Origin of the sequence: Stenotrophomonas sp. SAU14A_NAIMI4_8 (genome assembly GCF_003086695.1) — a bacterium.
GTDB lineage: Bacteria > Pseudomonadota > Gammaproteobacteria > Xanthomonadales > Xanthomonadaceae > Stenotrophomonas.
The window spans coordinates 4,169,414-4,190,849 of the sequence record NZ_CP025999.1; the positions used below are offsets into that span (position 1 = coordinate 4,169,414).

Sequence of the window (21,436 nt, forward strand, 5' to 3'; positions counted from 1 at the left end):
CCGCTGTAGAAACAGGCTACGGCTTACAACTACCCACTGGCGCCTGCGCGCGACTGATGCGCCTTATGCTGCCGCTGCTCGATTCCCTCCATCAGTTCCTCGAAGGAGTCTTCAATCGGCATCAGCTCATCGTCTTCCAGCAGGTGAAGATAGATGTGTCCGTAGTCCTCATCACGCAGTGACAGCACGTAGCAGTTCCCGAAATTGTCTTCGGCGAATGGCACGTACTCGGCCAGATGGGGAAACCCTTGGATGTAATCCCGGTGCAGGTTTTCGATGCAGGTGCGGCCGTCACCCACGGCAATCAAGGAAGCCACGCCGGTAGGGTCGGTATCCTCGTCTTCGCCCCGCAGGTAGCCACCGTTGGCGCTGCGGTAGAAGGCGAGCATGGCCGGGGGAAGCTTGTTGCCGAAGTAGGCATTGAAACGCGCGAGGGTCGCGTCATCCACCAGCGGCGAGGAGTCGATGAGTTTCAACATGCGTGTGCGTTCGGCGCTTCCGATTCTGCGAGCATCCTGCCATGCGCGGGGCGCCCTGGCGCGCTTACGGCGTGCACGCCACTTCCCACTGTCCGTAGGCTTTCAGGCCAAGCGACTGCGCAAGCCGGTTGGAGGCGACGTTGTCATGCTGGCAGCGGTACTGCGCATCGTATCCACGCGTGCCGGCGTACTCGATCATGGTTCGCACCAGGGCGGCTGCCAGCCCTTTGCCGCGTGCACGGGGCAGGGTCAGCACCCCCATGTCCGCGATGTCCTCGCCCCCCCAGGGGTAAAGACTGGAGACCGCCAGAAGCTCGGATTCAATGAACGCCCCAAAGGTCGCCCAGTGCCCCAGCTCGACTGACGCATCATCCTGGTCGGCCACCGGGGCCTGTGCCATGAACCCTTCAAAAAGCGCGGCATCGTCAGGCGCGAGCTGGCGCACCTCGATCACGCTGCTGTTGCGCACCACCGGCATTCCCTGTTCGCCAACGTGGTAGATGACATCCGGCGCGTGCATCTCGATGCCAGCGCTCTGCAGCGCCTTGCGCAGCCCTTGCAACGATACCGCCGGGCCACCCGGTGCAAACCGCAGCGCAGAGGCAACGCGCTCGGATACGGCAGCGCGCGTAGCGCCGTCGGTGGTCACCAGGATCATGGCCCGCCGCTGCTCGGCAAGCTGCGGGTTGATGGCCAGCCGGAACGCATCCACCGTCGGAACGGGAATTCCCGCGTCAAACAGGCCATTCCAGTACTGGGCCACGTTGCAGGTCGGTTTGGACATCGTGCGTCTCACATCCTTGTGCAAGGGTTGTCCGGTATTCGAGTCAACCGGCCACACCCAGCGCGCTACCACCCGCACCGCGGCGCACGGCTACCACGTACCGGCAGAACTTGCCCAGGAAAATACCGGCAAACCCACCCGAGGTCAGCAGATACGCCGCAGTGAACCCGGCATGGCCCGCCAGCGCGGGCGACACCGCGAAGGCCACTTCAAACCCATACTTCACCAGGAAGGTGACCAGCAGCAGCGGCAGCAGGCTGTAGTCTGGGCTGCGGCGCAGCTTGCCGGTAGCCGGGTTCAGCGCCAGCGTCGCACGGCGCAGCAGCAGCCAGCCGATGGCCGCGCCCGCAGCGATGCCGACCAGCCATTCACCCCAGGCCTGCAGCGAGCCACCGTAGCGATGGCTGATGGACCACGCGCCCCACGCAATGAACAGGGCCGGCACGATCGCCAGCCGCACCAGCGAACTTTCCCCCGGCTTCATGGCGGCGATGCCGCGGTACACCAGGAAGGCAAGCAGGGCCCAGACCCAGAGCGGGGTGTGCGAGAGGATCTGCATGATCATTGCGGGGCATTCCTTGTCGGCAGGTTGAGGGCGTGCTGCGGTTATCTGACGCCTCGATTATGGTCCTGCACGAAACCGCCACAAGTGACAGGTGTCAGCCGCTTACCCTGACCGGGCGTTGCGCCGGTACTGCTGCACCCAGTCCAGCGACGGCGCGATGCCGCCGAAGGGAAACAGATGCGGACTGACCGGGCCAAGCTCGTCGCCCAGTCCGGCCAGCAGTTTGTCCACGAACCGGTCCGGCCCTGCCGAGCCCAGCAGGCGGCCCAGGGAAATACCGTAGCGGGCCAGCATGGCCGTGCTCGCGCCGACCCCGCACATGGCCGCATAGCGCACCAGCCGCGTCACGCTGGCCGGCCCGGGAATGCCCACCAGCACCGGGTGCGCAATGCCGCGTGCGCGCAGTGCATTCAACCAGGCCAGCACTATTTCGGCATCGAAGGCGAACTGGGTGATGATCCACGGCGCCATGCCGTGCGCTTCAATGCGCTGGCACTTGTTCTGCAGCACCTGCCAGCACTGCGCGGCGGTCATGACCGGGTGGGTTTCCGGGTGCCCGCCCACGGCCACCACCTTGATGCCGGCGCGTTCCAGCAGACCGGTTTCGATGATCGCCGTGCTGTCGGCGAACGGTCCGGCCGGCTCCGCCAGATCACCGGCAATCACCAGGCAGCGCTCCACGCCGGCCTCGCCCACTGCGCGCTGGATGAAGTGTTCAAGCGCGGCCTGGGTGCCGATACGCCGTGCAGACAGGTGCGGCATCGGCTGGAAGCCCAGCTCACGAATGGCGCGTGCCGCGGCCAGCCGCGCCTGGTCGTCTTCGCTGGCCAGGTAGGGAATGGAGATGGTGGTGCCCGGCGCGATGCGTGCGGCCTCGGCGCGCAAGGCCTGCACGGCCTTCGCGCTCACTTCCCACGAACACGCATCCAGGAAGGCCCGCGCCCTGGCCCCGGTTTCCATGGACATCAGCTGGCCCCGTGTGCGCGCGCGACCGCCGAACTGCCGCGAGCCAGGTCCACGAAGGCCCGCAGATAATCGATGGCGGTATCCGATTCGCGCGCGCCCAGGTAGATCTGCTTGGGAATGCCCTTCGCGCCCAGGCGCACCGGCACCACGTCCATGCGCGCGGCGTACTCTTCCACCAGCCAGCGCGGCATGGCCGCCACGCCACGGCCGCTGGCCACCATCTGCATCATGATGTCGGTGGTTTCAATCGCCTTGTGGCGGCGCGGGGTCACCCCGGCCGGCAGCAGGAACTGGTTGTAGATATCCAGCCGCTCGAACGGCACCGGGTAGCTGATCAGCACTTCCTGGGTCAGCTGGCGCGGCTTTACATGGTCCACCTTGGCCAGCGGGTGGTTGCTGGCCACGACCAGCACCTGCTCGTAATCGAACACCGGCACGAAGGTCAGGCCCGGTTTCAGCAGCGGGTCGGGGGTGACCAGCAGGTCGATCTCGTAGCCGAACAGCGCGCCGATGCCGCCGAACTGGAACTTCTGCTTCACGTCCACGTCCACGTCGGGCCAGGCGGCCAGGTAGGGCGACACGATCTTCAGCAGCCACTGGTAGCAGGGGTGGCATTCCATGCCGATGCGCAGCGAGCCGCGCTCGCCCTGGGCGAACTGGCCCAGCCGCTCTTCGGCCAGGTCCAGCTGGGGCAGCACGCGGTTGGCCACGGCCAACAGGTACTGGCCGGCCTGGGTCAGGCGCAGGTTGCGGCCCTCGCGCAGCCAGACATCGGTGCCCAGCTGCTGTTCCAGCTTCTTCATGCTGTGGCTCAGCGCCGACTGGGTCAGGTTCAGCACCCCGGCGGCGGCGGTGAGCGAGCCCTGCAGTTCAACCTGCTGGACGATGCTGAGGTGGATGCGTTCCAGCATGTCTATGAGCCCCGCTCATGGATGTGTGAAGTAAAACCATTTTACGTCATGGAACGCCCTGACTAGCATCGGGTCATGCTTTCTCCCCACCGCCCCCTCCGAATCGTCGCCGTGTCCGGCGGCCTGCAGCGCCCCTCGCGGGCGGCCACCCTGTGCGAACACCTGCTGGACCTGCTGGGCGACCACCTGCCCAGCCAGCCGCAGCTGATTGAACTGGGGGAGCTGGCCCCGCAACTGGCTGGCGCGCTGTGGCGTTCGCAACTGCCCGACAGCGCCGAACAGGCACTGGCTGCGGTTGAACAGGCCGACGTGCTGGTGGTCGCCACGCCCGTCTACCGCGGCTCGTACACCGGCCTGTTCAAGCATTTCTTCGATTTCATCCAGCAGGACGCGCTGGTCGACACCCCCATCCTGCTGGCCGCCACCGGCGGCAGCGAGCGCCACGCGCTGATGATCGACCACCAGTTGCGGCCACTTTTCAGCTTCTTCCAGGCCCGCACCCTGCCGCTGGGGGTGTACGCCACCGACAAGGACTTCGCCGACGGCCGCGTACACGACCCGGCCCTGCTGCAGCGCGCAGAACTGGCCGTGCAGCGCGCCCTGCCGCTGCTGGCGCTGTCCCACCGCCCCGCGCCGCAGCCCGCCGCCACCCTTGCAACCCTCTGAACCGGAATGCCGCCCATGAGCACAGACACCTTTACCTTCAGCATCACGCGCATCCCGTTCAACGAGGATTACCAGCCGGCCGACGGCACCCGCATCACCACCAACTTCGCCAACCTGGCACGCGGCGCGGCGCGGCAGCAGAACCTGCGCAACACGCTGAGCATGATCAACAACCGCTGCAACGATCTTGCGCACTGGGACAACCCCAACGCCGATCGCTACGTGGTGGAGCTGGACATCATCTCGGTGGAAATGCACATCGACGGCAGCGATGGCAGCGACCCGTTCCCGCTGATCGAAGTGCTGCGCCCCACCCTGGTGGATACGCACACCGGCGCGCGCACCGAGGGCATCGTCGGCAACAATTTCTCCTCGTATGTGCGTGACTACGATTTCAGCGTGGTGCTGCCGGCCAGCAACGAGGGCAAGGACAGCTTCGCCATTCCCGAAGACTTCGGCGATCTGCACGGCAAGCTGTTCAAGCACTTCCTGCAGTCCGACGCCTACCGCGCGCAGTTCAGCAAGGCGCCGGTCATCTGCATCAGCGTTTCCAGCAGCAAGACCTACCACCGCACCGAGAACCACCACCCCATCCTGGGCGTGGAATACCGCCAGGGTGAGTTCTCGCCCACCGACCAGTACTTCGACAAGATGGGCCTGCAGGTGCGTTACTTCATGCCCCCGGGCAGCGTTGCGCCGCTGGCGTTCTATTTCCAAGGCGACCTGCTGGGCGATTACTCGAACCTGGAACTGATCGGCACCATCAGCGTGATGGAGGCCTTCCAGAAGATCTACCGCCCGGAGATCTACAACGCCAATTCGGTGGCCGGCAAGGTCTACCAGCCCAGCCTGAAGCACCAGGACTATTCGTCCACCCGCATCGTCTATGACCGCGAAGAGCGCAGCCAACTGGCCGTGAAGCAGGGCCGCTTCACCGAAGAACACTTCATCAAGCCCTACCGCAGCGTGCTTGAGCAGTGGGCTGCGCGCTGACCGCTGTTCACTCGATTCCCCTCCCCAGGACACAAGACCCCCGATACCGATGAAGAAACTACTGCCGACCTCTACCGCCGGAAGCCTGCCCAAGCCGTCGTGGCTTGCCGAGCCTGAAAAGCTCTGGTCGCCCTGGAAACTGCAGGATGACGCGCTGACCGAGGGCAAGCAGGACGCGCTGCGCCTGTCCCTGCAGGAACAGCAGCACGCCGGCATCGATATCGTGAGCGACGGCGAGCAGACCCGGCAGCACTTCGTCACCACCTTCATCGAACACCTGGACGGCGTGGATTTCGACAAGCGCGAAACCGTGCGCATCCGCAACCGTTACGACGCCAGCGTACCCACCGTGGTGGGAGCGGTCAGCCGGCCGAAGGCGGTGTTCGTGGAAGATGCCAAGTTCCTGCGCCGGCAGACCGCACAGCCGATCAAGTGGGCCCTGCCCGGCCCGATGACCATGATCGACACGCTGTACGACGCGCACTACAAGAGCCGCGAAAAGCTGGCCTGGGAATTCGCGAAGATCCTCAACGAGGAAGCGAAGGAACTGGAAGCGGCCGGCGTGGACATCATCCAGTTCGACGAACCGGCCTTCAACGTGTTCTTCGACGAGGTGAACGACTGGGGCGTGGCCACCCTGGAGCGTGCAATTGAAGGGCTGAAATGCCAGACCGCCGTGCACATCTGCTACGGCTACGGCATCAAGGCCAATACCGATTGGAAGCAGACGCTGGGTTCGGAATGGCGGCAGTACGAAGAGTCCTTCCCCAAGCTGCAGCAATCCAGCATCGATCTGATCTCGCTGGAATGCCACAACTCGCATGTGCCCATCGACCTGATTGAACTGGTGCGCGGCAAGAAAGTGATGGTGGGCGCGATCGATGTGGCGTCCAGCACGGTGGAAACGCCGGAAGAAGTGGCCAACACCCTGCGCAAGGCACTGCAGTTCGTGGATGCCGACAAGCTGTACCCCTGCACCAACTGCGGCATGGCGCCGCTGCCGCGTGAGGTGGCGCGCGGCAAGCTGCGGGCGCTGAGTGCCGGCGCGCAGATCGTGCGTGAGGAGCTTGCGGGTATTCGCTGAGGGTGTCCCGCATCCTTCGATCGCCAGCGGCGGTGCAGTTTCTCTACTGCACCGCCGTTTGCGCGTGAGGCCTAGAAGCTCATGCTCACTTCGGCGCCCACAATGCGCGGGCTGTCAATCGGGCCGTAGTAGTTGCCGTCGCGCCCGAACGCCAGGTTGTCGAAGATCAACCCGTTCACGCGCCGCTTGTTGGTCAGGTTCTGCACGAACAGGCGGCCGGTCCATGGGCCCTGTTCGTAGCCCACCTGCAGCCCGATGATGGCCACGGCCGATTGGTAGGCACGGTTGCGCTCATCCAGCGCGCTGGAACCGGTAAACGCCGATTCCACCCGCCCGAAGACGCCGGACGGGTGCTGGTAGCGTGCCGCCAGATAGCCCGTGTAATGCGGCGTCAGCTTCACCCGGTTGCCGGCCAGGTTTTCGTCCACCGTGGCCCAGAGCTTGGTGTACTTCGCATCCACATAGCCCACGTTGGCGGTCAGGGTGAAGCCCGGCGCCAGTTCATAGGCGCCTTCCAGTTCGGCGCCGCGCGAGCGGATCGATGCATCCGAGCCCACATAGTCCGACGAAATCGGGCGCCCGTTGGCATCGGTGGCCACCTGGATTTCCTGCCAGTTGTCCGAGGTGATGTGGAACAGGGCGCCGCCGATGTGGCCGCGGCCACCGCCGACGTTCATCTTGAAGCCCAGCTCGTGGCTCCACATCATTTCCGATTCGTAGCGCAGCACCTTGTCATTCACTACATCGCTCTGCGCGGCGGCCAGATTGAAGCCGCCGGGGATATAGCCCTTGGCCGAGGCCGCGTAGAACGAGAGGTTGTCGGTGGCGTCGTAGCGCAGCGACACGCGCGGCAGGGTTGCATGGAAGGTGTGTTCCAGCGCGGCGTCGCGGTACAGCACCAGCCCACTTTCGGCCAGGTCCAGCGAACCGGCACGCTGTTCGGTGGAACGGCGCGCCTGCTCGTGGCGCAGGCCCAGGCTGGCGGTCAGCTTCGGCACGGCGGGGAAGGTGTAGCTGGCCGTGGCAAACACGCTGTAGTCCTGGCCCTTGGCGGTCTGCCGGGGTGCCAGGTTGTAGCTGTTCAAGCCACGGGTAATCGGTCCGACGAAGGTGCCCAGGATCGAATCCTTGTCGGTGCGGTAGGTGGAAACACCGGCCATCCAGGTCAGTGCCTGGTCATCCGGCGAGCTGAAGCGCGCCTCGGCATTCCAGGCGTCCTGCTTGTCGTAGGTACGCCCGGCCAGCGCCGCGCTCTCGGTCATGTCGAAGTCGTAGCCCGCCGAAACATCCTCGTGGGTGCGGTAGGACGCGGCCACGTCGAAGGTGCCGGCCTCCAACTGCCACTGCGCACTCAAGCCGACCACCGTCTCATCCTTCTCGGTGCGCTTGGGCGCATCGTTGATATAGGTGAAGTCACCGGCTTGGCGCCCGCCGTTGAGGCGCGTGCCGTAGGTGCGGTTGTACAGGCCCACATCCAGCGGCAGGTATTCGTACTCGAACATGCCCGGCGCGCGCGTGCGCAGGTTCCGAGCATGAGCCGGCGAGGAAACTGCCCCGACAATGCAGTGGCTGAGAGCGTCTTCAGCGCGCTGAAGAAGAAACGGATCAAGCGACGGATCTATCCCACCCGGGACGAGGCGCCCTCCGACGTATTCAATTACGTCGAGATGTTCTACAACCCGGTCCGCCGGCATGGTTCCGCCGGTGGCCTGGCCCCTGTAGAGTTTGAACGTCGCTACGCGCAAAGCGGCTCATGAGTTTCTACGGAAGTCTGGCCGGTCCAAAACGGCGTTGCAGCGAAGGATTCGGCGAGGCTCCGGCTGGCACAACACTGTTGAGCGAGGCACCGTCGTGGTTCTGAAGCGGTGGTTGTGCGGCTGGAGCCCGCTCACAATCGCCTGTCATCCATAGTTCCATCCCGCCCTAATGCGGCCCCAACGAATCTAGCCGCTTCATTTGAATAGACCACGCGTCACTGACCATGACGATCCCACTAACGCGGCTTCATTGCGCGAACTGAGCTCCGAATCGATTCTGCAACAGAGGGCATTGCGCCGCACTCAATCGCGAGCTTGAAGAACTCCTCAGCAGCATGATGTGGAATCAAACCATTTGAACGGACGCAATCTCTCGCGAAGGGTGCGAGATCGTTAATATCACCACCGGTTAGATATCCTGAACCCATCGCCTCATCCTTAAACCTCTCAATCGCCGAAAGAGGAAGGTCTGGCCCACAAACAAAATACTTAATATATTTGATGAAAGTTGGATGTATCAGCAATTCATCGCCGGAAGTTCCGTTGCGTTCAATAGCCTGAACTCGCGACTTACCCCGCCCGCCAGGGTTTAACTGGGGATCCGTCAAGTATGCAATCCTCTCTTTCGGGACAGCCCCTCGATCTAGAAGGCTGCGAGCAAGAAGCCCCATTGAAGCAAGCGAGCTAGCGGTTTGATCTAGAGCACTAGAGTCGAAATCGATAGAATGAAAAAGCGCATTCTCATCAATCGTCAAATAAATATCAGGAGCACTCATTAAAAACACCCTCTCAATATTTTAATTTCAGAACAGTAACTGAAAGCACGCAAACAAAACGCCATAACGATTTCGAAAGGGCAGTTCCGCGCTCGATAGAATTCACTTAAAGATACTGGCACATAGCAAGGCGATGCGAACTTAGAGCGATACCGCGGGACATCAGTACTGCTCACCTCGCCCCCCGCCAATGTCCGACCATGCGGGCACATTTATGCGCGCCAACTGACCATTGCAAGTGAGATCAGCCACCAAGAAATCCACCCAAGCTGGCTCCGATCCACTGCTGCTTGCCTTAAGGCCAGGCTGCTGATGTCGATCTCTGCGCCATGCATTGAATCGCTCACACAGAGAATCTGGATCACCGAAACTCTTCGAGAAATTTTCTACCAATCTTCTATATTCGGCGTCACTAACTCCCTCGTGCTGGGCTCCAAGCAATTGCTGATATGCACTCGCGAAACCATCTCTATCGCATGTAACCCTCGACAGAAAGTTGGCGCTTTGCAGTAGGCCTTCTATCTTTTTGATCAGCGTTTCCCTGTCGGACTCAGAAATTTGCGCGCCCGACTCCTCGGGTGCAACAAGGGCTCGTGCCAGCCCTCCTATACTCCTCTTGCTGTCCGCCACTTCAACAATTGGCATGTACGCCACTAACGCCATTGGCTCAGGCAACAGTTGCGGTCGCGGCTTGCCACTAACCACATGGACCGGGTCAATATCAACAACGACTAGCGCCTGATCTTTACCCGATAGCGGACCTTGCCCGTCCGCTTGGAGGATCCCCTTTTGCCACCCGTGATAGGGAGTGAGCAGCTTGACCACGCCAACCTGAGATTTGCTGCGAGTCACGGAGTCGATTCCGATAAAGCAACTCTCCCCGTTTGCGCCATCAAAGACCGCGTTGCAAAAAACTGTCGCTGTACCTGATGCAAGCACACTTGCTTGGCCAGCATGCCAATAGTCATTACTTCGGCTAGTGTGAGCAGGCACAATGAGGACAGAGCGTCGCTCACGGCGGCCGTGCGCGAATGTAAGCAGATCACCAACTGCAAGCAAATCGTCCGTAACTTCGTTACTAGCCTGTTTGGGGTCCTCAGAAAACAATGCTAGCATCTTCTCAAGCTCTTGCTCCAGTGGCCTACGGTTTGCCGGACTAGTCAGAAGGAAAAGCTCCGAACAAATCAGCTCCATGCAGTAGCGCAGCTTCGGAGAGTCGTTTACCAACGCGTTGACTAACCCCTTGATGTCAGAACCACGCCACGATTCCGAGCCGGAGCGGAGATCGCTTATCGCGTCGAGCACACCCTCATCAGAAAAGAGAGGAGCCAATTTCCCAAGATGCGGCCTGAATAGCTCGTGCGCCGCTACAGATCTGTACTTCTTACCTCTAGACATTTCTATTGTAGGAGAACGAGCATCCAGGCCCAGCTGAGTGACCAAAGAGTTCTCCGGCCTCCACAACAAGGTGGTGATTTCCTTCAAATGTTCAGACTCAACAGTTGAAGAGAAATTCCGGTATGTGCCTGCGAGAATCGAAAGGCCTGGATAGTGAAGCGTGAGCTCCCGTTTCATCCATTCGATTGTGTCCTTTCGAACTGAGACTTCGGGCAGAACCAAGAGCTCCACGCCCAGCGAGTGGCACGCCTGCAGTGCCTCCGTCAAAACTGCTCGGCGTCGATGTTCCGACCAAGAGATGAGGGCCATCTCTTGATTCCAGAGGTGTTCTCCGCCCGGTGTTGCCGCTGCTCTTACTGCCATAAATTCAGAATTTCCCAGTAGGGAGATCAATTCATCGCGAGCGCCCTGACCCAGCGGAATTCCATCGATACCCACTTCGGCTAGCGGATGCGAATAGCTGTCTTGGGACCGAAGCTGAAGCAGCGCTACGCGGAAGTGACTACTGGCCCTTGCGACACTAACCACGTCGCCAGGCTCTGCTCTCCTGCGACGAGACAGAGATATTTTCTGTCGTTGCCGAAGATGGCTGAGACCTTCGACTGATTTAGTGCTCTCAAACATAGCATCCTGACTCAGGCGATAGGTCTCCCCAACGGGAGCCGGGCTCTCAGGGTCCACCGTTGATTCTGCCGCCGCCGAGTCGGGATACTTCGCTACACGGGCCGACGACGCGGGCCATCGATCAAAATCCGTGGGCTTAACTTCCGATCCTTCAGTGTTTCTAGTGTCGTTTACTCGATCCACCGAGATCCAACTTCCGAGCTTGGATCCGAGCCAGTGAACTGCTATGAGCTCGCCAGTGGACTTCACGCGACTTTCGGTCCAAGCGGACAGCCTCTGCCTGTTCCTAACTACTCGCTCTACATCACCTGGGCCGACTGATGTGTACTGGGCTTTAGCCATCTGCCAACCGACACCGCTAGCATCAGTGAATTCATCAGAGTGAGGGTCCCTGCTGAACTTCCCATGCTCGACGCGCACCACTTGGATATCTAGAAGTAGATCAATTCCATGAACAGCAGCCGACACCGCCTCCACAAGCGCATCGCAAGTCTCATCATCTACAGTTTCCAAACCATCGAATGGCCATACGCCCTGCTCCAACGACATCGGGGAATCTGCTGGAACAGCGCCTCCATATGTCCATTTGCTGAGAATTCCAAAAGTGCGAACCAGCGCGGAATTCTCTAGAACCGAGGGGAAGTTTGAATCCAACAATCCAACCATAGCGAGCATCCAGTGCCATGGCGATGCACGCCCAAGTGCGACCCAATCCGAATCCGAGAGCCACTTTCGAATTGCAGCGTAATCTGCCTGAGGATCGGCGCGTAATCCATCGGGCGCAGACCAGTCAGATGGCAAGTACAGATGCTCCTTCATTTGGCTTCTACTACTTTGTGTAAGACCCCACAGAGCAGCGACTGAGCCACGCAGGCCGCTTGTCGCAACAGAAAGCGCCAAGGCAGTTCGCAGCCATGCTTCAGTTTCCGTAGTGTCGGCCTGCGAACGGTGACGATCATCGCCTTGCATAGCCTTGTACAGAGATGTCATCAACAAGAGTTCCGGGCGCTTACCCCTCTGCTCAACATCCACTACGGCAAGATCAAGTCCCTGGAGCACCCAAAGAGGAAGCCGGCTGATCGCTTCTGGGAAGATCAGATGAAGTTGACTGCGAAGACTGCTCTCACTTCGGCGAGACAACCGCAGGGCCATGGCCCTTGTCTCTGCCTCGGTTGCAATGACATAACGCACTTGGGCTGATAAGTCCTGTGCTATCGGATACTTCCTTAGCACGTCCAAAGTTCGCTTGACAGTTCTCGGCAGATACCCCCTGCTGTTTCCGTACTCCGAGACGTCCACCTGCGCTTCTGAAATATAGAATCCTTGGAGCTTACGGAGCTGCTGTCTAAGAACATACCCCTCAATCAAATCTGCGACTTCATGAGGTGAAGGCGCCTCACTGAAATCAGCGGGAAGTACCTCTTCTCGCACTCCGACCTCGCCCGCCAAGCCCATAGCCAAGCCGAGTACATCAGCGACCGTCCAGCCCACGCGCCAAACGTCAGCGTGCGCTTTAGGAACGCTAATAGTTCGTGCGCGACCATCCTGATCATGGAACCAAGCGTTAATGCCGAGCAGCTCGCGCGGCATTGGATCGGCCAAGAGATGCAGTCCCCTGCCCCGCTCCGATGCGTACTGGACCAACTGCGGCTTGAAAGGAACATAGACAGTTCCTTCAGCCGCGCCCTTCTCTACATGGATTGCATAGAGAGCATCGAAGAGAACTGTAGCAACCTCTATAGGCCTCCCGAGAAGAGCCAAATCCCCTGAGCCAATGGCGCTCCAGGGCACTGCGCCAGTACTCCTTTCAATCCCAAGAAGCTTAGCGGGCGAATCTACCCGTCGAAAATCTATGCTGGACCACGTACTTTCTACTTCCCTGTGCTCATGGAACACGACTCCAACGAACTCACGCGAGCTTTTTTGCATCGGCGGAGCCGTAAAAACAAGGATGTCTCTCTGCCCGTCCACATCGGACTTTTCCAGCGCATATAGAGACGAAGTTCTTTCATCTGCAATCGGAAGATGGGGTATGAGTACGATGCCTGCTGATCCATCCACGCCCGATAGTAGATGTGGGAATCTCTCCAATACCTCCAGCCCGCTTCGTCTAGGCGCGCTGTTTAGCACGAAGTCTATGGCAAGGCCCAGTACGTCGGCTGCTCCTGACTCAGCGCAAGCAGCCTCCTCGCTCGTCAGAAGAGAGCGGACACCGTCTGCCAGATTGAGACCAGCGGAGAAAGAGGTAGATTCTTTAGCGCGCCCTCTCAGTTCATTTAACGGATCCCACACTCCATCTGCGCTTGCGCCTCCCGCAGAGTTGAGCGCTTCCGCAGCAATGCATAACCACTCAACAGAAGTCACCGAGTCTGCACGATGGGCATCAATCGGCGGCCTGGGTGAGTCGGTGCCTACAAGTCTCCGAGCCTTAGTAGCGATCAGGCGGGAACGCCGTAGCAGATGTGATCGGTTCTCGACCGCGCTGACATCTGTAAAGAAGTCAGGCCGACAAACCACTTCACCCAGCGCCTTTCGGAGCGCTCGATTCTTCGGCACCTCAAGCAATGCCTGTCCATTCTCTACCCAGGGATTCGGATCGAGCAGGCGGTCCAGTCCCTCGATTGCATAGAGCCACTGATAGCCGCGCTTCCTAAAGCCAGAGCTCCACTCGTGATCTTGGCAAACACTGTCCCATAGCTTCCAGAATCTTTCCCATACATCGCGGCTAGCTTGACTAGTTACACCATCCCATTCCTGTGCTACTTGCCACCACAGCCAGCGCGCGCACAACCCGAGATCGCTCGGCCTAAGATCCTGAGCGTTCATTGCAGCTTCTACTTGAGCACGAACTCCTGATGGATTTGTGATGAGATCTGGATGCCGCAGCATCTTCAACGCGCACTGGCGATCAACATCAGGCATATCCTGTGCCATGCCCCAACCAGCCTCGCCATCGCCGACAAGCGGCGGCTCCCACCCGGGAACCGAGCCAGCCAGCCCTCGCCCCTCATTTAGCTGTTGCATCACGGCGTGCGGTGAGCCCGCGCGCACCCGATCTCCTTTATGTATGAGAGAGATCGAAGAGAGAGCCGCCTCTGCTTGCAGAGCCTCTCGCATTTCACCAAGTGCCTGCTCACTGTCTGCGAAGATAACTATGTCATCGACGTAGCGGGCGTATCCTGCTGTTGGCCGATAAATTCCATCTTCAGAAGGCTTTGAGGTTCGTCGGATGAACTGGCGAGCACAGTTATCCACAGGGAACAGTGCAATTGTTCCGATGTATGCAGAAATAACTGGTCCCTGTGGAATTCCGATTGCTTCGCTGCTCCGGTCTACGTCACCATCACGCTTGGGGCTTCTTGACGCGAACCCAAAAAGAAACCCCATCAGCAAGCGCTCAAAAGCGCCTGCGTAGGCATCTTTGACATCGCCTACGTCCAACCCGAACATCTCCGAGAAGCCAAGTGGGATTCCACTCGAGTTCAATTCATCGAACAGTGGAGTGAGTAGACGATCTCGAACTACGTACCGCTGCACGTTGTCGTAATAGCGCTTTGCATCCAAGCGAAGCACGTGCACTTGAGAACCTATAGCATGGCACTGCTGGGACAAGCTGCCCATGAAGTCACGCCAACATTCTCCAAACGGCCTGAACATCCCTTGGTCGGAAGGCGTTTTATCTCCCTCCAGAACATCCATATCAATCTGATATCCGAAGCTCAGTGTGGGTGGCTCACCAGCATGGACGTTAGGTTCGCTGAGCGCTTCAAAGGGGCCCGTAACAACGACCTCCCCCCGTGAGGAGTACCAACGCACTGCAGGAATACTGGAAGAGAAAGTTCTCCCAGCCGCATTGAGCCGATCGTGTCGCTGAGTGAGAAGCTCATTCAAAACAATCTGCTGCACATGAAGATCGGCAGGGTGAGGCATAACCTTACGACGCGGGTCTTCTAGGATGGTCTCATCGGCGCTCAGCTTGCGAGGCAGATTCACCGCATCGAATGGTGCAACCTGGACCCAGTGGGAGTCACTACCGCGCATCAGACTTTGCAACCTATCGACGGCAATTTGATCGAATAGCCGAGCGTTGCCACCGAGCGTCAGCCATGCCTCTTCGTCGCAGGGGAGCTCACCTCTCCGAGCACCAAAGTAAGCTAAGTTTCTCGCGAGGGCAGTCCTTTCATATATGCCTTGAAGATAAACTCCACCGCGCGCTTCGGGGTTGTCATTGCTCCCTCCCCGGAGTACTCGAAGAAGCTCTTCCGCCCAGATTGAGTCAAGGCCACTTAACCTATCAAATGTTATATCCAGCGAACGCTTGCCAATAAATTTTCTTATGGTAACGGCGGCGCGATGAAGCGCCCGCTCTCGCGCTATGGGAGGAAGCTCGGTCCAGCTTCCATCTTGAATGACCGAACTATCTTTTCCTCCAACTGATCCCGCCACAAGGATGCCTTCTGCGGGGAGGTCATAGGTATTCAGCCAATTTTTGGCACCCGCAGTATCGTTTACTCCGAGCAGACACGAGTCAGGATCTTTGCCAAATTCTGGCAAATTCTTCCACGGCGCGCCAATCCACCTGAGATCTGTACCGATTAGTCCGAGCAGATCCCTCGCCAGGCGATCCGAACCGTCGAATCCAGCGGGATCGTTGTCGAGGAATATAGCAATAGTGAGACTAGTCGCCTTGCCAGGCGATGCACTGACGAGGGCGGCCAGCTGCTGAAACTGCCCTTCGCCAAGACTTGTTCCCATTAGAGCAACTGCTTTCTGACCAAGGGCCTCGAGACGCAACGCGTCCAGGAACCCCTCGACAAGATACAGCGTTGATGGCTGGCCGTTCTTTAGCTCTTCTACAACCTTCGGAAATGCAGATTCTGCATTAAAGAGATAATTAGATTTCTTGAACCCCGGGGTGAGCATATACTTTGCCACAGCGCCATCCGGGCTATCTGCAAGTAGCCTCCCGGCAAACCCGACGATCTTTGACCCTTGCCGATCTGATCCGTACACGGGAATGACTACACGCCCATCCCTGAAGTAATCCTGATACTGCTCGCCGAGCTTCAACTTTAATTGTGCTGCAAATGCGCTTGGTCGCAGGCGGCGAATAAGCCCCAGCTCTAGCAGCCCGTCAAGGAGCTCTATCCGCTCACCAAGTGGCAGTTTTTGAAGCGCCGGAACCAGGACCGGCGCACCTACTAATCGCAATCCTTTCTCTTTAAGAAAATCATGATCGAATCCGCGACTAGAACACCAATTTCGAAATCTTGCAGCGTCGTGGCCAGCCTCAAATTGCCTCAGAGCGAAGTCTAGTGCCGATAATTTCCGCACCTGTCTTTCGCGGCCCTGTGAATCTCCGCGCGCCGGCTGAATGCCGAAATTTCGTGCAAGCCAATCTACACTTTCTGAGAAATCGTATCCATTTACCTCTTTCACAAGGTCAATGGCGTTGCCGTGCGCCCCACATGAGAAGCAGTGGAAGTGCGCAGGCGCCCCCTTTTCCGGGGGATAAATGTTGAGTGATGGTCGAGAGTCTTGATGGAACGGGCACAGGGCACGCAGTTGGTGACCGCGCCGCTCAGCCTTCATGCCAAGACGACTGATGACTTCTTCAAGCGGGACCTTCATCAAAAGGTCGCCTATGTCGTACCAAGCCACTCCGCCCCCTACCTATTCAGTTATCTTTAGCAGAGCTTAGCAGCTTGTCTACTCTCTTTACTGGCGGAGATGCAGGGGAACTTAGTAGCCATCGGAGCGGGCATCGAAGGCGCGCGAGTGCCTCCATGGAAGCAAGCAACTTACATGCAAACTTCCTTGTCGCATTTGGCATCATCGGTGTGATGTAGGAGCGACACTTCCGTATTCGCTTACGGAGTGCATTTACACCTCCGCGCAAGGGCTATCGGCCATGGCACCGTGTGCGACAATGCCAAAAGCGTCTCTGGTGTTGGCGTCATCGACCCCAACCCCTTGTCATTCCAAACAACATCAGGCATCTCTGGTACCGCCACCGACAACGGGTGGCCGGGCGTCGAAAACCCGTGGTGTTTGGATGTTGTTTACGCTTGTCAGCCGGCACCACCCAGCGTGGTGCCGGCTGGCAATCCGTCTGCCGGCTATGGCGGGCGGTGCGTGGGGGTCTTGTACCCGCCGGTATTGTCCAAACACCCGGTTTTCGAGCCACGCATCGTCCGCCACCTTCATCGGTGGCGGCTTCTGCCTGCTTGCACGGAGCCTGCCATGACCACACCGCACTGCCCTCCCCCGCGCCCCATCCAGGAAGCGGCCGAACCCGCCCCGGACCCCACCAGCCTGCTGGCCATCCTGCGCAGCGTGGACGGCGGCGTTGCCGCTGACGGCCAGCCGTGGCCGGAACGCCACCCGCTGCGCAGCCGGCAGATCGCCCTGTGCGACGCCGACTGCGCCCTGGCCGGGCAGCGCGTGGTGCAACAACTGCTGTTGGCCGCCGAGCGCGCACGCCAGAACGGAGATCCTGACCAATACGTGGGCGACCGCGTGATGGAAGGTCTGGCGATGGCAGCGCTGGCGTTGAACAGCTTCATCCAGGAGCGGGTGCGGCCGCAATGAGGACGCGCCTGCTTGCTGCGGTGGCCGCGTGCGGCGTGGTGGCGGCCACGGTGTGGTGGCAGTGGCCCGCGCCGCCCGAGGACCAGGTGCACGCCTACACCACCTTGCAGGATTTCGATTACTCGCTGCTGGAAGGCGATGCACGCGGCCTGGCCACGGCGAAGGGCCGGCAGGGGTTCGACTTCCATACCGAGGATGGTGACGCTGCGGCTTTCCAGGTGCGCTGCAGGGGCGTGGTGGTGATGGATGTGCAGAATGCCCCGCCGCTGGTGCTGATCCGCATGCCCGCCGATGCGCTGTGGCGGGCACCGGATATCGCTCAGCTGCATCGGCGTTTCCAACGATGGCTGGGGATTGCGCCGGGTGATGTGGTGGGGGCTGTCGAGCCGTCGTGGGTGCAGGCGCGGATTCTGCGTATGCAGCGAGGGGTGCCGGATGATGCGCGGTGTGTGTTTGGGGTGGATGTCGGCGCTTCGGGGTCAGAGCCCTTTTCTGCGAAAAGGGATCTGACCCCGGGTGGCGCCCCGGCTGGCGAGCGCGGCCAGGCGGCGGCTGACCAGGCCGTATAAGTCCTGCAGTTCTGCGGCGCGTTCGGCGGTCATGTTGCTGCCGAACAGCACGCGGCCCAGGGCGTTGGCGTGGCTGTCGTGGGGGTGGCGCTGGCGGGCGCGGTAGACCTGCTGGAACACCAGCCAGGCCAGGCGCAGGCCGCCGCCGGGCAAGGGCCGCACCAGGCGCTCGTAGGCCTGCCAGAACTGGTATTCGGTCTGCAGATCGACCTGCGGGGCCGCATAAGGCACCGGACGCGGGCGTCCGTGGGCGCGCGGGCGGGTGGGTAGGAACACGGGGTCGGGCTGGGCCATGCGGACAGCATGCGCCGGCAACATTGTGGGAACCTTGCGTAGCTGCGCCCGATCGCTTGAGGGGTCGGATCCCTTTGCGGAGCAAAGGGCTCTGACCCCGGTCGACCCCGGTTGCGAAGAGCATCCACGCATGGCGTGGATCTACCGCCCGCGATTCGACGCGTGAGGGGTCGGATCCCTTTGCGGAGCAAAGGGCTCTGACCCCGGTTGCGAAGAGCATCCACGCATGGCGTGGATCTACTGCCCGCGATTCGACGCTTGGGGGGGGCAGAGCCCTCCGCGTTCGCGGAGGGATCTGACCCCGTCTGCTCAGAACGCGATGGCGGTGCTGAACATCACCTGCCGGGGGGCGCTGCGCTGCAGGGTCTGGTAATCGCCCGAGAACGACGAGCCGGCGATGGTGGCGGTGCCGATGTTGTTGCGGTTGAACAGGTTGCTGATGTCCACGCGCAGTTCCAGACCGGGCAGCACGCTGCCCTGCCCCAGCGTGTAGGCGGCATAGGTGTTCACCTGCCAGAACGTGGGCACGCGGATATCGTTTTCGTACGTGAAAGGCTGGCGCAGGTACGAGGTGCTGGTGGCACCCACGCGCCAGTCACCAAAGTGCGCGGACAGATCGCTTACCAGCGATACCTGCGGGTAACCAGGCTGCGCGTTGCCCTTGATCGGGTACACGGTATCGCCCACTACGAAATCGCTGTCGTAGTACGAACGGGCCACGGCCACGCCCTGGTAGAACTGCAGGTGGTCGCCCAGATCGGCGGTGATGCCCAGGTTCGCCCCGATCACGTGCATCTTCGGCATCAGCCGCACGGTGTTGATCTGCGCGAACTGGGTGCCGACGGCCGCAGACAGCAGGCGGTTGCGGATATCGCTGTAGAACACATCGCCGGTGAGCGTGAGCCGCTCGAAGCGATGGGTGGCGCCCACGGTCAGGTTCCAGTTCTTTTCCGGCCGCAGGCTGCCAGCAATGCGGTCGAATTCTTCCTGGTCGGTCACGGTCCATGCCGAGGCGGCGTAGCCGATGTTGCCGCGCTGGGCCACGCGGTAGCCGTTCATGCCGCTGGCCAGATCGATGAACGCGTCGGTTGCTGCGCTGGGGCTCCAGAACAGCGAGACATGCGGCAGGAAGTTGCTCTTGGCGCGCAGCGCGCCGTACACCGGGCGGTCCGGGGCGTCACCCAGGCCACCGCCTTCGGTGCGGAAATCCACCGCCTTGAATCCCACGCCCAGCCTCAAGGTGTCGCGCAGCGCGATGTCATCGTGCAGATAGAGCTGCCGCGAACGGGTGACCCAGCGCGAGGCGTTGTCGGTCTGGAACGCGGGGCCGTACACATCGAACGGGCCGGTCGCCTTCAGCGGTGCGCCCTGCCCCAGCAGCGGCTGCTGGTACCAGTCGGTGCGGGCCGCGGCCTTGCTCTTTTCCTGCCAGACGCCGGCGGTGAACGTGTGTGCGCCGGCTTCGAGCTGCAGATTGGCCATGCCCCCCAGGCGGTTCACGCGCGGGGTCTGTACCTGCTCGGAGAACGGCGCGCCGTTGGGGGAAGGCACGGTGGGGTCGGTCAGGGTGGCCTGGGTATGGCTGTTGGCGTTGTACAGCTGCACGTTGCCGCTGAGTGCCGGGGTGATCTGGAAACGGTGGTTGATGGACGCGATGCGGTCGCGGGTGATCTGGCCGGTGTCGTAGGGAATCAGTTCGGACAGTTCGCCGCAGGTATAGGCGCCGCAGGATGCTTCCGCGTTTTCCGGCGAGGCCACGTGGTATGCCCAGGCGTAATCCGGGTAGAAGCTGTCGGCCTTCCAGCCCAGCTTGCGGATCATGTCGAAGGAAATGTTGTTGTAGCCCCAGACCTTGGCCCTGCTGTCTGACACGAACAGGGTGACGTCACCCCAGGCCACGTCCTGCTGTGCCTTCAGATTGCCGCGCAGGAAATCCTGCGTGCCGGCGCCCTGGTACTTGTCGGCCGACACACGCTGCAGGTCCACAGCTTGGGGCCGTGTTCACCCAGTTGCCCGCTCTGCGCGGAAACCGTGGTAACGAAGGTGCGGTTGCTGCCCACGCCCTGCTTCACCCGCAGGCTGGGGCTGTCCTGCAGATCGCGCAGGCGGTATTCCAGGCTGCCGCCGTTGGCGCTGCTGGAAAACACGTGCACCGGCGCACCACCCGGGCTGACGGTGATGGCACCGATGCCATCGGGCACGCCTACGTTCACCACGCTCGTACCGGTCAGCGAGAGGAAGCCGCTGTCGTTCAATGGCACGCCTTCGAAGGTGATGCCCATTTCATTCATGCGGAAGCCACGCACGAACAGGCTGGTGGCGGAAATATCCAGACCCAGGCCGTCGGTGGCGGTGTAGCTGGCACCGGGCACCTGCTTGAGCATGGCCAGGCCGTTGTTGCCGGTCACCATGGCATCGAGGTCGGTGGCGTTGATGATGTAGCGGTTGGGGCCGACCACCTGCGTGGGTGCAGTGGCGGCGCCGCGGGGCGTGGCGATCACCTGCAGAGCATTGAGGGTGACCGGGGTGTCGTGGGTGGTGTCGTGGGCTTCGATGGCACGGGCCGACGAAGCAATGGACAGGGCGATGGCGAGCGCAAGGCGCTGCGTGGGTGGCGTGTTCATGGGCGAATCCAGCTGCGTTGGGAACATGGCGCAGGCGCACGCCCAGCACGGTGCGGCGCGATGAGCGGCGACCTGACTGGCGGTGCGGTTGCGTTTGGGAGTTCAGGCGCTGTGCGCGCCTGTCAGCTGCAGAGAAGGACGATCATCTGCGGCGGGGTTCAAGGGCGTGATTTCGACGTGCGAAATTCTTGCATCGGTGGCCCGCGGTTGCCATCGCGCCGTGGTACAGCGGCGATATACGCGGGGATAGCCGCGTGGTTGGTGGCGACGCGTAAAGGGGTCGGATCCCTTTGCGGAGCAAAGGGCTCTGACCCCGGTTGCGAAGGGCATCCACGCATGGCGTGGATCTACTGCC

14 protein-coding genes and 2 pseudogenes are annotated in these 21,436 nt (G+C 60.9%); 6 read left to right on the top strand and 10 right to left on the bottom strand.

The window, feature by feature from the left end:
- Window positions 1–29: 29 nt before the first annotated feature.
- The 5 genes from C1930_RS18770 to C1930_RS18790 all read right to left on the bottom strand — a co-directional run bounded on the left by C1930_RS18770 (window position 30) and on the right by C1930_RS18790 (window position 3,705).
- Window positions 30–479, bottom strand: coding sequence for an SMI1/KNR4 family protein (locus C1930_RS18770; RefSeq protein WP_108772387.1), 450 nt, complete (start codon window positions 477–479; stop codon window positions 30–32).
- A 64-nt stretch (window positions 480–543) separates the two neighbouring features.
- Complete coding sequence (locus C1930_RS18775) at window positions 544–1,263, bottom strand: GNAT family N-acetyltransferase (protein WP_108772388.1); 720 nt, start codon at window positions 1,261–1,263, stop codon at window positions 544–546.
- A gap of 43 nt (window positions 1,264–1,306) precedes the next feature.
- Window positions 1,307–1,828, bottom strand: coding sequence for a DUF6622 family protein (locus C1930_RS18780; protein ID WP_108772389.1), 522 nt, complete (start codon window positions 1,826–1,828; stop codon window positions 1,307–1,309).
- Between the two features lie 102 nt (window positions 1,829–1,930).
- Entirely contained in the window at window positions 1,931–2,794 is an 864-nt protein-coding gene (locus C1930_RS18785) for a methylenetetrahydrofolate reductase (RefSeq protein WP_108772390.1), read from the bottom strand.
- A complete protein-coding gene (locus tag C1930_RS18790; protein WP_108757423.1) occupies window positions 2,794–3,705 on the bottom strand; it encodes a LysR family transcriptional regulator in 912 nt (303 codons plus the stop codon). The genes C1930_RS18785 and C1930_RS18790 overlap by 1 nt, the downstream gene beginning before the upstream one ends.
- 75 nt (window positions 3,706–3,780) lie before the next feature.
- Here C1930_RS18790 and msuE point away from each other — a divergent pair, with 75 nt between their 5' ends.
- From msuE to C1930_RS18805, 3 genes are read left to right on the top strand one after another with little or no spacing between them, the layout of a single operon-like run.
- Window positions 3,781–4,371, top strand: a complete 591-nt coding sequence (gene msuE / locus C1930_RS18795) for an FMN reductase (protein WP_108757424.1) — start codon at window positions 3,781–3,783, stop codon at window positions 4,369–4,371.
- 15 nt (window positions 4,372–4,386) lie between these two features.
- Entirely contained in the window at window positions 4,387–5,364 is a 978-nt protein-coding gene (locus C1930_RS18800; protein WP_108754448.1) for a DUF1852 domain-containing protein, read from the top strand.
- A 49-nt stretch (window positions 5,365–5,413) separates the two neighbouring features.
- Window positions 5,414–6,448, top strand: a complete 1,035-nt coding sequence (locus tag C1930_RS18805; protein ID WP_108772391.1) for a methionine synthase — start codon at window positions 5,414–5,416, stop codon at window positions 6,446–6,448.
- A gap of 71 nt (window positions 6,449–6,519) precedes the next feature.
- On the opposite strand, the gene C1930_RS18810 is transcribed toward C1930_RS18805, so the two are convergent.
- Window positions 6,520–7,950 carry a TonB-dependent receptor gene (locus tag C1930_RS18810; RefSeq protein ID WP_234412699.1) on the bottom strand — a complete coding sequence of 477 codons (1,431 nt, stop codon included), beginning with the start codon at window positions 7,948–7,950 and terminating at the stop codon, window positions 6,520–6,522.
- Window positions 7,951–7,977: 27 nt separating this feature from the next.
- On the opposite strand from C1930_RS18810, the pseudogene C1930_RS18815 reads away from it, so the two are divergent.
- Window positions 7,978–8,205 (top strand): annotated as a pseudogene (locus tag C1930_RS18815) (IS3 family transposase); the annotation flags it as partial.
- A gap of 236 nt (window positions 8,206–8,441) precedes the next feature.
- On the opposite strand, the gene C1930_RS20370 reads toward C1930_RS18815, so the two are convergent.
- Together C1930_RS20370 and C1930_RS18820 are read right to left on the bottom strand one after the other, a co-directional pair.
- Window positions 8,442–8,981: a hypothetical protein gene (locus C1930_RS20370; protein ID WP_159093636.1), complete on the bottom strand. Its 540-nt coding sequence runs from the start codon at window positions 8,979–8,981 to the stop codon at window positions 8,442–8,444.
- A gap of 162 nt (window positions 8,982–9,143) precedes the next feature.
- Window positions 9,144–16,664, bottom strand: a complete 7,521-nt coding sequence (locus C1930_RS18820; RefSeq protein ID WP_267895986.1) for a CHC2 zinc finger domain-containing protein — start codon at window positions 16,662–16,664, stop codon at window positions 9,144–9,146.
- 582 nt (window positions 16,665–17,246) lie between these two features.
- Here C1930_RS18820 and C1930_RS18830 point away from each other — a divergent pair.
- Together C1930_RS18830 and C1930_RS18835 are read left to right on the top strand one after the other, a co-directional pair.
- The gene (locus C1930_RS18830; protein WP_108757431.1) at window positions 17,247–17,594 is read left to right on the top strand and encodes a hypothetical protein; all 348 of its coding nucleotides are present in this window, start codon (window positions 17,247–17,249) and stop codon (window positions 17,592–17,594) included.
- A gap of 86 nt (window positions 17,595–17,680) precedes the next feature.
- Window positions 17,681–18,163 carry a cold-shock protein gene (locus C1930_RS18835; RefSeq protein ID WP_199912381.1) on the top strand — a complete coding sequence of 161 codons (483 nt, stop codon included), beginning with the start codon at window positions 17,681–17,683 and terminating at the stop codon, window positions 18,161–18,163.
- Here the strand turns inward: C1930_RS18835 and C1930_RS18840 are convergent.
- Complete coding sequence (locus tag C1930_RS18840) at window positions 18,074–18,457, bottom strand: hypothetical protein (RefSeq protein WP_343125575.1); 384 nt, start codon at window positions 18,455–18,457, stop codon at window positions 18,074–18,076. The genes C1930_RS18835 and C1930_RS18840 overlap by 90 nt on opposite strands.
- A gap of 309 nt (window positions 18,458–18,766) precedes the next feature.
- Window positions 18,767–21,081: pseudogene (locus C1930_RS18845) on the bottom strand (TonB-dependent receptor).
- Window positions 21,082–21,436: the final 355 nt, after the last annotated feature.